The organism is Shewanella sp. SP1S1-7 (genome assembly GCF_031932105.1).
In the GTDB taxonomy this organism is placed as follows: Bacteria; Pseudomonadota; Gammaproteobacteria; order Enterobacterales; family Shewanellaceae; genus Shewanella; species Shewanella baltica.
This window is the reverse complement of record NZ_JAUOEU010000034.1, coordinates 31967-45688: the sequence shown is the minus strand read 5'-3', so window position 1 is coordinate 45688 and position 13722 is coordinate 31967. Positions and strand designations below refer to the sequence as shown.

General features: G+C 47.7%; 14 protein-coding genes. 4 read left to right on the top strand and 10 right to left on the bottom strand.

Features of this window, described 5'->3' with window-relative positions; all coding sequences use genetic code 11:
- The first annotated feature begins 26 nt into the window (after positions 1-26).
- From Q4Q49_RS19545 to Q4Q49_RS19530, 4 genes are all read left to right on the top strand, one after another.
- Positions 27-1145, top strand: a complete 1119-nt coding sequence (locus tag Q4Q49_RS19545) for an IS91 family transposase (RefSeq protein ID WP_312000213.1) — start codon at positions 27-29, stop codon at positions 1143-1145.
- A 361-nt stretch (positions 1146-1506) separates the two neighbouring features.
- A complete protein-coding gene (locus Q4Q49_RS19540) occupies positions 1507-1923 on the top strand; it encodes a GFA family protein (RefSeq protein ID WP_094167963.1) in 417 nt (138 codons plus the stop codon).
- Positions 1924-2070: 147 nt separating this feature from the next.
- Positions 2071-2448: a hypothetical protein gene (locus tag Q4Q49_RS19535; protein ID WP_312000212.1), complete on the top strand. Its 378-nt coding sequence runs from the start codon at positions 2071-2073 to the stop codon at positions 2446-2448.
- Between the two features lie 92 nt (positions 2449-2540).
- The gene (locus Q4Q49_RS19530) at positions 2541-2813 is read left to right on the top strand and encodes a hypothetical protein (RefSeq protein ID WP_312000211.1); all 273 of its coding nucleotides are present in this window, start codon (positions 2541-2543) and stop codon (positions 2811-2813) included.
- A gap of 354 nt (positions 2814-3167) precedes the next feature.
- Here the strand turns inward: Q4Q49_RS19530 and Q4Q49_RS19525 are convergent, their stop codons facing one another.
- The 10 genes from Q4Q49_RS19525 to Q4Q49_RS19480 form a co-directional block, all read right to left on the bottom strand.
- On the bottom strand, positions 3168-4361 hold the full coding sequence (locus Q4Q49_RS19525) for a PQQ-dependent sugar dehydrogenase (protein WP_312000210.1): 1194 nt from the start codon (positions 4359-4361) through the stop codon (positions 3168-3170).
- A 221-nt stretch (positions 4362-4582) separates the two neighbouring features.
- Entirely contained in the window at positions 4583-5341 is a 759-nt protein-coding gene (locus Q4Q49_RS19520) for a sulfite exporter TauE/SafE family protein (protein ID WP_312000209.1), read from the bottom strand.
- A gap of 233 nt (positions 5342-5574) precedes the next feature.
- Complete coding sequence (locus Q4Q49_RS19515; protein WP_312000208.1) at positions 5575-5907, bottom strand: cytoplasmic protein; 333 nt, start codon at positions 5905-5907, stop codon at positions 5575-5577.
- A 38-nt stretch (positions 5908-5945) separates the two neighbouring features.
- Positions 5946-6548 (bottom strand): DJ-1/PfpI family protein, encoded by a 603-nt coding sequence (locus tag Q4Q49_RS19510; protein ID WP_312000207.1) that lies wholly within the window; start codon positions 6546-6548, stop codon positions 5946-5948.
- Between the two features lie 136 nt (positions 6549-6684).
- Positions 6685-7707 (bottom strand): hypothetical protein, encoded by a 1023-nt coding sequence (locus tag Q4Q49_RS19505; RefSeq protein ID WP_312000206.1) that lies wholly within the window; start codon positions 7705-7707, stop codon positions 6685-6687.
- A 572-nt stretch (positions 7708-8279) separates the two neighbouring features.
- On the bottom strand, positions 8280-8936 hold the full coding sequence (locus tag Q4Q49_RS19500; protein ID WP_006082325.1) for a 3-oxoacid CoA-transferase subunit B: 657 nt from the start codon (positions 8934-8936) through the stop codon (positions 8280-8282).
- A 126-nt stretch (positions 8937-9062) separates the two neighbouring features.
- The gene (locus Q4Q49_RS19495) at positions 9063-9767 is read right to left on the bottom strand and encodes a CoA transferase subunit A (RefSeq protein WP_312000205.1); all 705 of its coding nucleotides are present in this window, start codon (positions 9765-9767) and stop codon (positions 9063-9065) included.
- Positions 9768-9851: 84 nt separating this feature from the next.
- Positions 9852-10775: a hydroxymethylglutaryl-CoA lyase gene (locus Q4Q49_RS19490; protein WP_312000204.1), complete on the bottom strand. Its 924-nt coding sequence runs from the start codon at positions 10773-10775 to the stop codon at positions 9852-9854.
- Position 10776: 1 nt separating this feature from the next.
- Complete coding sequence (locus Q4Q49_RS19485; protein ID WP_312000203.1) at positions 10777-12819, bottom strand: acetyl/propionyl/methylcrotonyl-CoA carboxylase subunit alpha; 2043 nt, start codon at positions 12817-12819, stop codon at positions 10777-10779.
- Complete coding sequence (locus Q4Q49_RS19480; RefSeq protein ID WP_259512967.1) at positions 12819-13688, bottom strand: enoyl-CoA hydratase-related protein; 870 nt, start codon at positions 13686-13688, stop codon at positions 12819-12821. Before Q4Q49_RS19480 ends, Q4Q49_RS19485 begins: the two co-directional genes overlap by 1 nt.
- Between the last annotated feature and the right edge of the window lie 34 nt (positions 13689-13722).

Below are 13722 nucleotides of genomic sequence, written 5' to 3'. Positions count from 1 at the left end.
TTGCTAGCAAGTCTTGGGGGGATGCCATGGCAACCTCCTACCATGTAAGCGATATCCTTCATCAGCACTTAGCCCACTATCAACAGCAGCATAAACTGACCGAACAGCAAGCCTTAGTCTGCCAGCATATTCAATTGTGTCGCACGCAAGCCTTAGGCTTACAGCAATGGCGTTGTGATACTTGCCAGTATGTGCAGCAGGTATTTTGCTCCTGTGGTGACCGGCATTGTCCTCGTTGTCAGGGAAGGCAGACGCAAGCGTGGATTGCAGCGCAGCAGGCGCAAGTCTTGCCTTGCCGCTATTTCCACTTGGTCTTTACCTTACCTCACGAGCTGAACATCTTGGCGCACTACGCTGCCAAGCCGTTATACAGCGCCCTGTTTGAGTCTGTGTGGCAGACGCTTGCGCAGTTTGGCATGAAACGGAAACACCTTCAGGGGCAATTGGGTTGCACTATGGTGCTGCACACGTGGGGGCAAACCTTGAGTCAACATATCCACTTGCATTGCTTAATTCCAGGCGGGGTAGTGACCTCAGAGGGGGATTGGCATGGCGTGAAAACGGATTATCTGTTTCCGGTTAGAGCCTTGTCCACCGTATATCGGGCCAAGTTATTACGGGCGCTGCGACAACATGAGCTGGCTATCCCTGCGGCTGAAACCTTAATGGCAAAGCCGTGGTGTGTTTACAGCAAAGCGTGTCTGAGCCGCGCCGAAACCGTGGTGGAATATCTCGGGCGTTATACCCGTAAAGGCATGCTACATGAGTCAAGAATTGCAGAAGTGACCGCAGAGCATGTCAGTTTTCACTACAAGGATTATCGTGACGGTCAGCAGCATAAGCAAATGCGGCTAAGCTGTGATGAGTTTATCCGCCGTTACTTATTGCATGTATTGCCCAAAGGGCTGATGCGAGTGAGACATTTTGGTTTTCTCGCCAATGCTTGCCGCCGCAAAAAGCTGGCGCTCATCCAGCGGCAACTACGTAAGCCGCAGGTGGTATTGGCGAGTCCTTTGATTAAGGAGGAATGTTGGTGGTCATGTCCGCAATGCCAGTTAGGTCATTTGCAGTTTATTGGGGAGATAAGACTGCAGAGATTAGTGATGATTAACAACCAAAGTCAGCCAGTACGTCTGTCAGGATAACCACTCCCTCAAGACGTAGCGTAACCGACAGCGAAAAGCAACCAGCCTTATGGGCACAAGCCGATGAGGGGATGTGGTGTGAGAGTGAGCCTGAGTCTGGGCTGGAATGCAGTGGACCACGCGCCTTAGTCAGTCAAAAGTGAGCTTGAAAGAATGAGAAAGCTAAAACGATATCAAGTGATTACCCATCAAACTGTATAAAAAACCGCTACCGCAAAAAAGCAAATTCCTATAGCATCATTCATACCCATTTACACGGATGTGGCAGCGGCCAAGTCCAACAAGCGATTTATGCCCTGCAAACAGCGCAGCGCATAAATACTAAGACGTTATATGTTTCATCAATTTAGGAGTTATCTCAATGTCTTATGCTGAGGCTAATTGTCTTTGTGGCGCGGTAAAAATTACGGCTGAAAACGTTAATCCTAAGTTTACTGTCTGCCATTGCCAATCATGCAGAACTTGGGGTGGAGCACCATTCTTTGCTGTGAAATGTGGCACTCAAGTAAAGATCGAAGGTGATGATAAGGTTAAAATATACAAATCATCTTCTTGGGCTTCTCGTGGTTTCTGCTCTGAATGTGGAACTCATCTGTTTTACAAATTTAAAGAAACTGGTGAGTACAATATGCCAGTGGGTTTATTTCCAAACTTAAAAGACTTGGAAATGGACATGCAGTATTTTAGTGATATGCGCCCAAGTTATTACTGTTTTGCTAATGAAACCAAAGAAATGACCACAGAAGAAATCATGGCTTACTTCGCAGATAAGGTGTAAGCAAACATATAACAAACGGCTCAAGAGGGATTGTCAACGCGTGGCGGCTTTAGTGCAAAATTGAAGTTCAGGGTTTAGGGTGGTTTTTTGAGTTCGGCGGTGCGTTGTCAACCCCTTAGCCGGGCGTTAGCTAACTATGGAAGCATTTTGAAAACTCCAACATATCTAGTACTACTGATAGTTTCGCAGTTTACTGCTGCGGAAACGCTTGAGCATCCGATACAAGTTAGCAATTCAAATATCTCGAAGGTAGTATTTGAAGACAACACAAGTGTAAGTTTCAATATTGAGCATACCGTAGTGGATTTATTAATTTCGGCTGTAGCAAAAGACAAAGATGAATATCATGTTTTTTTTCATTGTCAGGCAACAGAGTCAGACTCTGACGGAAGTGTTACTGGAATGGCTGTTAATGAGTTAGACGCGATCACCTTGTCGGCAAGCGAACAAGCCTCTGTTGATTGTGGTTTCGGAAAGTTACTGCAGTTGTCGTTAGCTAACAAACCACTAAAGCGGGACTCGTAACAGTTGGCTCAGTTTCGCTTCGCTACACATTTTAGCTAACTGTTACTCGCTCCTTAGTGAGGCGTTAACTGTACGAAAGCATCGAGAGAGTAATGTCGAATAAAACCGTTCTAGAGAGGCTTTTAGTCGAAATAGACGAATACGATAAAAATCGTAGAGATCGCGATGCTTTTGCGCAAAGGGTATATGAGTCAATCGAAGCGCTAGAAGGAATACCTTATTCAGTGCAACAGCAATGTAGAGATTGGCAGTACAAAATAGAAACCGAGGGTTACTTTGATGAAGAGGGCTTTGAGTCCGAAACCCAAGAAGTAATCCCTAAACTTAAAGAGTGGGTCAATGAGCTTGTTCAGACCCACAGTTAACAAGGCCAAGCAGCATCGCCAGCAAAGCTGGCTGGACCTCGCTACGCTCGGCCGCTGTTGGCGGCGTTAGCCCATAGATATTTTAATCCGAAAATCACATATTAGGGCTAACGATCTAACAAGGTTTTTTGTCCCAAAATGAGTTATCTTGAGTATGAAACTTTAATACTCAATTGCTGTTCTATTTATGCACCTAAGCGCAGATGAGTATGATGCTTTATTTTTCCACGTATTCAATCTGATGCTGTAGAATCAAGCACATGTGACGATTCAGTATCGAACTTTATTTTTCTCCCACCATTGAGCTTGTTTCACTGGTCAAAAGGCTGTGGTTAAAGCGAGTGCTTAAGATTACTACGGTGAGATCTGGTAAATTTTTGATTTCGCTTCATCGGTCACAAGATAAATCAGCCCATCAGGCCCTTGCACGACTGAGCGTAATCTTTGCCCCAATTCATTTTTTAGCAGCCGTTCTTCTTTAATAATCTTGTCGCCATCAAGCACTAAACGTACTAGCGTTTTTTCCTTTAGGCTGGCGAGTAAAATATTATTTTTCCACTGCGGAAATTTATCGCCCGTGTAAAACATAAAGCCCGCCGTGGCAATTGAGGGAACCCATTTGTAGACGGGTTGCTCCATTCCAGCCTTGTGGGTGCCTTCGCCGATTTTGCCGCCGCCGTAATTCTCACCATAGGTAATTACAGGCCAGCCATAGTTTTTGCCTGCCTCATCAATGTTGAGCTCATCGCCGCCCTGCGGTCCATGCTCACCCGTCCACAATACTTTGCTGGTGGGATTAATGGCCGCGCCTTGCATATTGCGATGACCGATAGACCAGATCTCGGGCAAAGCGCCCGCCGTATTAACGAAGGGGTTATCTTGAGGCACAGAACCATCGGCATTAATCCGCACCACTTTGCCTAAATGATTATCTAATGTTTGGGCGCTATCTTTTTCGCTGTAGCGGTCGCCAAGCGTAATAAACAGCGTGCCGTCAGGCGCCCACACTAAACGAGATCCAAAATGGTGGCCGCTGTTGATTTTAGGTTGCTGACTAAAAACGCGGCTGAGATTTTCAAGCTTGTTGCCATTGAGAGTAGCAAAACTCACCGCAGTGCTATTGAGTTCACTTGCATCACCTTCAGCGGGCTTTGAATAACTGAAATAGATTTTTTTGCTGCTGGCAAAATCTGGTGCAAGCACCACATCGAGTAAACCACCTTGACCTTTGGCATACATAGGCGGTAAACCCGTTAAGGGTTCGCCCACTTTACCTGCGGCGCTGACAATGCGCATTCTGCCGGCGCGTTCAGTCACGAGCATGCTGCCGTCGGGTAAAAATGCCATACCCCAGACATTTTCTAACCCTTGGGCTATGGTTTTTACCTGAATGTTACCCGTTTCCGTTTTGACGCTAATGCTTGTTGCGCTAGTGTTCTGCGCGTAAATAGTGGGTGAGCTTGCAACAAGACACAGGGCAAGACTTAAGCTGCTCAGCTTCAAGGCCTTTAGCTTCAAGCTGCTTAGTTTAAAGGTGATCCGTTTCATCGCTATCCTTAATCACTGTGCTTTCCTAAATGATGGCTCAGAGTAACAAGCCAGCAACCTAAGGGCAATTTCTCGATGTGACCTTGTAGCGAAACTCACCTGTCTTGTTATCGTGAGTCCAAGAACTGCGCGTTGGCTAATGCATTAAAAGGCTAACGTATTAAAAATACTAGCGTATTAAAAGCCAAATGTATGAAAAGCTTAGCTTAACGCATGAAAACCTAGCGCATGAAAAAGCCTAAGGCCATCGCTAAACCGACAATCACAATAAAGCCGCGCAGCAAGGGCTGTGAAATGCGATAGGCCAGCACCGCGCCCACATAGCCACCGATAATCGCCATCACAGCAAGTAGCAACAGATATTGCCCATCGATAACATTGCCCGCGGCATAAACCACAACGGCGATGGCGGTGAGCAGGGCTGAAATGAGATTTTTAAGACCGTTCATCCCATGCAGATTGGTCTGCCCCATCAGCCCAAAACTTGCGAGCAGTATAATGCCTAAGCCACCATTAAAATAACCGCCATAGATACACACAGCCGACAGTATCATCAGTGCTGTTATCCGACTTAACATTGGCGTTGAGGTGTTTTCGCCTTGCTCAGCGATTCTTCGTTTGAGCAACCAAGGGCCAATGATAAAGGCCGCGGTGGCCAGTAAAATTAGCCAAGGGATCAGTTTTGCGAAGACTTGCTCGCTGGTAGTCAGCAAAATGCCTGCGCCAATACTGCCGCCAATAAGGGCAATCAAGATCAGATGCTTAAGACTAAGACTCGCCGGATATTCGATATCCTTTCTAAAACGCCAAGCACTGGCGATATATCCGGGCAGCAGCGCGGCTGTCCCCGTTGCATTCGCCGCAATCGGTGGAACCCCGACAAACACTAACGCCAAAAGGGTAATAAAACTGCCACCACCGGCAACCGCATTGAGCATGCCGCCTAAAAAGCCAGCGAGTGCAATAATAAGCCAGTCCATAGATACCGCTCCTTTGGGTAATGAGAGAGTTAAACAGAGAGTTCATCTGAGTGCTAATAATGAGTCTGTTCTCGTGAGTCAATCTAAGTACGTCACCCTAACAGGATGATTTCGATATTGAAAGTCGAGCAATGATTCGTTACATAATCGAAAGTCGCGTAATAGAAAGTCGCGTAATGGATAGTCACACTGCCATTCGTAAATGTGAACACACAGAATAAGTGAACAGGCTTTTACTTGCTTAGTGCTAGGGGGACTTGATCCCAAACACCAGACATAAAAATAACCGCAGCTATGGCTTCACTTTGCTCGGTAAAAACATCTTCTCCCCAGCAGTTTTGCCCACGTTCTTGATAATAAACTTTAAAGGTACTGAGCATAGGTGTTCGAATGCAATACCAACCATCGAAGGCATTCTTGGCAAAATGCACCCAATGTTGCGCATCGGCAGTTTGGATTTGCTGTACGAGTATTTCATTTTGTGACAGCAAAGCCGCAAGTTCACTCTGGGTGGTGATTGGATGCTCGGCTTTTATTGCCTCTAGAAGATTTTTCAGTCTAATCACGCAGTCCCTTGCTTCTGGCTGCGAACCTGAACCACTCGCTAGCGAATTGCAGCTGCTATTGATGATTGGATCAGCGTCTCATAAATCTCAGCTTGGCCTGCTGGAATAAGCTGTCTGTGAATTTCGCGGCGTTTCGCACTGCCGAATAAGCGCTCCGCAACCCAGCCGGTTAAATAGAGCGAGGACAGGCAGCCACCAGCAGTGGCAATATTGCCACTGATAACCAGAGCGCAGTCTTCTACATCCACGCCCATGGCAACTAATGCGGGTTTGGCATCGGGATGAGTCGTTGCTGAGATATTGTCGAGTAAGCCTAATTTGGCAAAGAAGAATGACCCCGCGCAGATACTGCCAAGCAATTGCCGTGTGGGATCTAATTTAAGGGCGGACATAAACTCAGGATCAGCAAGTGCGGCAGGTACGCCTTTGTAGCCACTGCTAAATAATACCACGTCGGCATCAGCGACTTCGGCCACATGACCATCGGTTGCAACCGTCATCCCTAAACTCGATCTGTGGCTAGGTTTGGTCCCGAGTACTTTCACATTCAAGTCTGTTTTTGTCCTGCCGAGGATGTCACGCATTAGGAAGAAATCGATATCGGTAAATTCATCAAATATTACAATCGCAATCTGGTACATAAGCTTTCCTCTGGCTTGTATTGTGGATGACTTAAGGCTTGAATACGCTCAACCTTAAGCCTTGGGTCCTCAATATCAATAGAATCATGATTTTATTGGTTATCCATTTTTTATGAAAATTTGGTTAATCAAAATCTTAACCAGCACTAAACGATGGCAGTCGCTTGGCGAAAATAGCATGGGCATCAAAATCTTGGCTTTGCATTCTGGTTAATGTGTTGGTTAACACTTCATCGGCTGCATCTTCAATCCGCAGGATCTTCTCTGCTGTGACATAGTTGCTAAACGCTGTGCAGACTTGTTCAAACAAAGCCGTTACATCGCCAAAGGCCGGATGACTAAATTGTGGGTTAGGCAAACCCCTAAGGGATCGCAGTTTCAGCAGCATTAACGCTGTCAATGGTAAATATGTATGCGGCCCACCATTGAACTCAAAAAAGCACTTTTTATCCCCAATAACTGCTTGTTCTACCTGATGATCGCACAGGGTTTGCAGCATAGTGCTGATGAATTCGATATCCTGTGTGTCCCAGTTATCTATAAATGGCGCATAGGGGAAAGGAGCCGTTTTTCGCAGTGTCACTTGCACTTCAGTGGCAAAAGGCGGCTCAATAACGCCCAAATAGCGCCCATACAGCAGCACCAAAAAATCGCCGATAAAGCCGTGGGAGCGAATAGCCCAACCCGAACGCCAGGCCATTGCGTTGGCATAATACAGCTCGTCGGCCTCAGTCTTAAGCCCAGAAAACAGCATAAGCACAAGCCGAAAAGCACTGGTTGTCATCCATCCGGCATTAGCTATTTCACCTGTTTTCTCAACCGCAGTGTAGTATCGATAGTAGTCGATCGCGGTATTAAAATAGCCGTAAGCAAGCGAGCATATAAGCGGCTTAGGCTCAAGCAAGCCCGATTCAATATAGGTAAGTTGGGCTACATAGCCCCAATGGCACTCGGGTACACCAAACTCAGCTCCAAATAATTCCCACTGGCGAAAATCCTCATCAAACTCACGATATTGTTTCACTCTCTCGAAACCATCTGTCATCCCACTGTCGATATAATCGGTCAGTAAATACTGGTCATATTCAAAGACGTTTTTGGCATAATCGCGCATATGTTTACGACTGCGACTGCGCTTATTGAGAAACTTGGCTAACATATTGAGCATCCTTATTATTTAGGCTGCGGCAAGTTTACCGCAACGGCGCTAAATATGACTATCTGTAGCATTTTTGAAGCAAGCATTAAGCGACTCCGTTGTTGCGATGGTGAACACACATTCGCCAGCAAAGAACCTTACTAACATATGGTGTTATTAGTTTAATGCGCGACATTGTTCATTATTGAATATGCTGGGATGGGTGAGTAAACCGCACTCTTGCGTTGGCGACCATCGGAAAAAGGGACTTTTTCGTTGAGCCCCCAAGGATGGGTTTACGGCGTGTCGCCAGAGCATTAGTGCTGTTTATGGCGATAAGCTCTCAAAAAGTACCTAGACTGCAAAAGCCCACAGAAAACAAGGTTTGTAGTGAACAATCTGGTGGTGAATTTTACTCATGGTTCCCCGTTTTCGCGGGGATGACAAAAGCAACGAGGCCCAGAATCATTTTCTGAGCCTCGTTGGTATCGTAAAACGTCGGTTAACGCTCAAAACTCTTTAGGCTAAAGCTTCAAACTAACTTGAGTTTCAACCTTAGCCGCTATTCGTTACTTGCGCATTTTAGAGAACGCTTAAAACACCATTTCTGGTACATGCTCAGGTACGATTAATTTGCCGGCGGTTTTGCTGACGATTTCTTCTACGCTGACACCTGGGGCGCGCTCTAGTAGATGGAAAGCGCCATCTTTGATTTCGATAAAGGCTAAATCTGTGACGACGCGTTTAATGCAGCCGTAACCAGTCAGCGGCAATTCGCATACGGGCAGTAGCTTAGAATTACCGTATTTATCGGCGTGCATCATAGTCACAATAATGTTTTCAGCGCCGGCGACTAAATCCATCGCACCGCCCATGCCCTTGATGAGTTTGCCGGGGATCATCCATGAGGCGATAGAGCCGTTCACATCGACCTCAAAGGCGCCGAGCACGGTTAAGTCCACATGGCCGCCACGGATCATGGCAAAGCTTTCCGCCGATGAGAAAAACGAGGCGCCTTTGACTGCGGTAACGGTTTGTTTGCCCGCGTTGATTAAATCAGGATCTATGGTGTCTTCGGTTGGGAATTCGCCCATGCCGAGTAGACCATTTTCCGATTGCAGCATCACTTCCATGCCGCTCGGAATATAGTTAGCGACCAGTGTTGGAATGCCTATGCCAAGGTTGACGTAGTAACCGTCTTTTAATTCTTTGGCGACGCGCTGAGCCAGTTGTTCTCTTGATAATGCCATGATATCTATCCTTTCTATTTGGCTTTGACGCTTTGGTCTTTACTCTTAGGTTTTACCCTTAGTTTTTACTTTAGGGAGCTAAGTGCCAATTGCGTTAACTGTGTTTCAAGGTTTTGCCCGCGCCTTTTATTTCGCGGCTTTTACCGTGCGCTGCTCGATACGTTTCTCGAACCTGCCTTGAATAACGCGGTCAACATAGATGCCCGGCGTGTGGATATGATCTGGGTCTAGCTCGCCTGGCTCAACAATAAACTCGGCTTCTACTACAGTGATTTTGCCCGCGGTCGCCATCATAGGGTTAAAGTTGGCGGCGGTTTTACGGAACACCAAATTACCCATGGTATCGGCTTTCCATGCGCGCACTAAGGCAAAATCTGCGGTCAGCGACTCTTCTAACACGTAATGGCGACCTTTGATTTCGCGGGTTTCTTTGCCATCAGCCACGGGTGTGCCGTAACCCGTTGCAGTGAAAAATGCCGGAATACCTGCGCCACCTGCGCGGATTTTTTCCGCTAATGTGCCTTGGGGCGTTAAAATTACGTTCAGTTCGCCAGAGAGCATTTGTTGCTCGAAAGTGGCGTTTTCGCCCACGTAAGAGGCGATCATAGTGGCGATTTGGCGATGTTTTAACAGTAAGCCAAGACCGAAATCGTCAATACCTGCGTTGTTTGAAATTGCGGTTAAGCCGTTAATGCCCATCTTAACCATTTGATTGATTAAGCCTTCAGGAATGCCGCATAGGCCAAAGCCGCCGACCATAATGGTCATGTCGTTTGATAAGCCGTTTAACGCTTCTTCATAGCTGCTGACGACTTTATTGAGTCCTGCCATTGTGATGTCCTTTTATGCTGTATAAAACGCGCGGGAAATAACGCGCGTTTTCAATAACGGTTGTTGTCGTTAATTATTGTTGTTCTATTTTGCTAACAGGGCCGTGGCCACTTTTGAACCGTTGTTGCGATTCAGCTGTGTGCTGATAGCTTGCCCTGCCAACGCTAGCTTGTTGAGATCGATACCTGTCTCTAATCCCATGCCGTGCAGCATATACACTAAGTCTTCGGTGGCAAGATTGCCCGATGCGCCTTTGGCATAGGGGCAGCCGCCAAGACCTGCAACCGAGGAGTCAAACACCCGCACACCTAAGTCTAAGCAGGCCAAAATGTTAGCGAGTGCTTGGCCATAGGTGTCGTGAAAGTGTAGCGCCAGTTTCTCAATAGGCACTCGTTCACTCACAGTTTGCAGCATTCTACGGGCTTTTTGCGGCGTACCGATACCGATAGTGTCACCGAGTGATATTTCGTAACAGCCCATTTTGTAAAGGATTTCAGACACGCGGGCCACTTCACTGACCGCTATCTCACCTTCGTAGGGGCAACCTAGCACGCAGGACACATAGCCGCGCACTGGAATATTGTGCGCTTTTGCTAATTCCATCAAAGGGATAAAGCGTTCAATCGACTCTTCTATCGAGCAGTTGATATTGCGTTGACTAAAGCTTTGTGAGGCGGCGCCAAATATCGCTACTTCGGAAGCTTTTGCATCCAGTGCCAGTTCAAAGCCTTTGACGTTGGGCGTGAGCGCGCTATACACCACGCCGCTTTGACGCTGTATTTGCTTGAGCACATCGGCAGAGTCGGCCATTTGTGGCACCCATTTGGGTGATACAAAACTGCCCGCTTCGATGCGCTTAAGCCCTGCATCTGCCAGCGATTCAATCAAGGCGATTTTAGCTGCCGTCGGCACGGCGACTTCGTTTTGCAGGCCGTCGCGCGCGCCCATCTCGAAGATGCTTACCCTGTCTTTGGCGTCCGCTGCTTGACTTAGATTGACTAACGACATCTTAGGCTTCCTTGGTCGCGGTTGGCTCGTCTGTCTCTAACGGCTCAACGTTAAGCAAGGTTGCGCCATCGGTCACCAGCTCGCCTGCCTTAAAGTAGAACTCACTGACTATGCCATCAAAGGGCGCTTCGATTGTGTATTCCATCTTCATGGCTTCCATCACTAGCAAACCTTGGCCTGCTTTCACTTGTGTGCCGACATCGACTAAATGGGTCACGACAGTGCCGTTCATGGGGGCTTTTAACTTGTCAGCATTGCTGGCTTGTTCTTCGACCACTAAGGTTTGCACTGCTTTGAAGTGGTAACTGCCAGAGGATAAAAATAGCGTAAAGTCATCACCTTGTGCGCTAACCGGCACTTTACTCTTATGGCCGTTGATTTCGGCGAGCAGTAAGTCTTGTTTCAGTTCGCCATTTAGCAACCAATCTTGGCCGTGCAGTGGCAACTGATACATGCCGCCTAAATCGAGCATCACCAACTGCTGTAATTCATGGGCGTCATCGAGCAGGGCAATATTGTGTTGGCTACAACTGTTGAGTCTAAAGCCGCTCACTTGACCCCAAGGCGAGTAAGGATCTGCGCTGTTGATCGCTTGCGCTTTGGCGGCTTCTTTACGGGCAAGCACTTGATACAGCGCGGCAAAGGCAAGCGCAGTGTCGGCTTCGCTTGAAGCTGTACCAATTAAGGTGTCGCCATAACGGCCAATAAAGTCAGTGCTAAAGTCGGCATTGGCAAACGCTGGGTGCTCGGCAATGTTCGCCAAAAATTCAATGTTGTGCTTAAGACCGCTAATTTGATACGACTCTAAGGCATGCACTAAACGTTGCAGGGCGCGCGGGCGCGATTCATCCCAAACAATAAGCTTGGCAATCATAGGATCGTAGAAGTTACTGATCACATCGTTTTCACGAATACCCGAATCGATACGGACAAACTTACTTTGCTCAGGTTCACGCAAAAAGTTGAGCTTACCACTGGCGGGTAAAAATTCATTTTGCGGATCTTCGGCGTAGATACGCACTTCAAAGGAATGGCCGTGAATACGCACTTCATCTTGCTTAAGGGGCAGTGGCTGACCGCTGGCGACCAGCAATTGCCATTTGACTAAATCTTGGCCTGTGACCATTTCAGTCACTGGATGCTCAACCTGCAGACGGGTGTTCATCTCCATGAAATAGAAGCTATTGTCCGTATCTAACAGAAACTCTACCGTTCCCGCGCCAACATAATCGATGGCTTTAGCTGCCGCGACGGCCGCATCACCCATTTGGGCGCGCAGTGCATCGCTTAAGCCTGGTGCTGGTGCCTCTTCGACCACTTTTTGGTGGCGACGTTGAATCGAGCAGTCGCGATCCGATAAGTAAATCGCGTTACCAAAGGTGTCGGCAAACACTTGTACTTCGACGTGGCGCGGCTGGCGTAAATAACGCTCCATCAATAACTTATCGTTACCAAAAGAAGAGGCCGCTTCACGGCGCGCCGAGTTAACGGCTTCCATGATTTCGCCTTCATTCTCGACGATACGCATGCCTTTACCGCCGCCGCCATACGCCGCTTTAATCAGCATAGGGAAGCCGATTTTCAGTGCCTCCGCTTTTAAGGTCGCATCGGTTTGGTCATCGCCGTGGTAACCCGGCACTAAGGGCACATTTGCCGCCGTCATAATAGATTTGGCGGCGCTTTTACTGCCCATGGCATCGATAGCATCGCTACCTGGGCCAACAAAGACGATGCCTGCGGCTTCACATTTACGGGCAAAGTCGGCGTTTTCAGATAAGAAACCATAACCTGGATGAATGGCTTGGGCGCCGGCTTTTTTGGCGATATCGATAATCAAATCGCCCTTTAAATAGGAGTCTATCGGCGCACTGCCGCCTAAGTAGAAGGATTCGTCGGCCATGGCGACATGGCGCGCTTCTTTATCTGCATCGGAATATAGGGCAACGGTGCGAACGCCCATGGCATGGGCGGTTTTGATGATGCGACAGGCGATTTCACCGCGGTTAGCAATCAATAGCTTGGTAAACATTTGCTTGGTTAACATCAAAGGGCTCCTTGGGTATCACTTGGCTTTTGCGTGGGAGTTGAGAGCGCTTGTTGCCAGTTAGGCAGACGTTTCTCAAAAAAGGCGTTTAAGCCTTCTTGGCCCTCGGTTGATACCCGAATGCGGGCGATACGCTCGCTAGTGTAATCAATGGTGTTTTGGTCTATCACGCCATCTTCAAGATGCGACAGCAGTGTTTTTGCCCATGCCATACCTTGCGGACTATTGGCCAGCAGCGCGTCAATCATTGGCTTTGCGGCGGCATCTAAGTCATCGCTGATCTCATGAATGACATTAAGCTTTAATGCGGTTTCTGCACTAAAACGCTCAGCCGTTAACATGTAGCGGCGCGATGCGCGGTTACCCATAGCGCGGGCAACGTAAGGGCTTATCACCGCAGGAATTAATCCGAGTTTCACTTCGCTCAAACAAAAACTGGCGCGCGTTGTGGCGATAGCGATATCGCTGGCGCAAATCAGCCCCAGTGCGCCGCCAAAGGCTGCGCCTTGCACTAATGCAATGGTGGGTTTTGGAAAGGTATCTAAATCCTGCATCAGTTTTGCTAAGGCTTTGGCATCATTTAGATTTTGCTCAAAGTCCATTTTGGCTTGTTTGCGCATCCAATTGAGATCGGCGCCGGCGCTGAAGTTTTTGCCGTTCGCTTTGAGTACCAGCACTTGGCATTGCTTGTGCTCAGCAAAATAGCTAAGGACGCTAATCATCTCGCTAATCATCACTTCATCGAAGGCGTTGTGTACTTCTGCTCGGTCAAGAATAAGCTCAGCAACGCCGTTATTGAGTGCGTAAGTGACGTGCTGCAAGTTGCTTAAATCCTTTGTGCCGCTAGTGCTGTTTAATCTGTTGGTCATTATTCTTTCCCCTATCTTATTGTGTGGCATATGT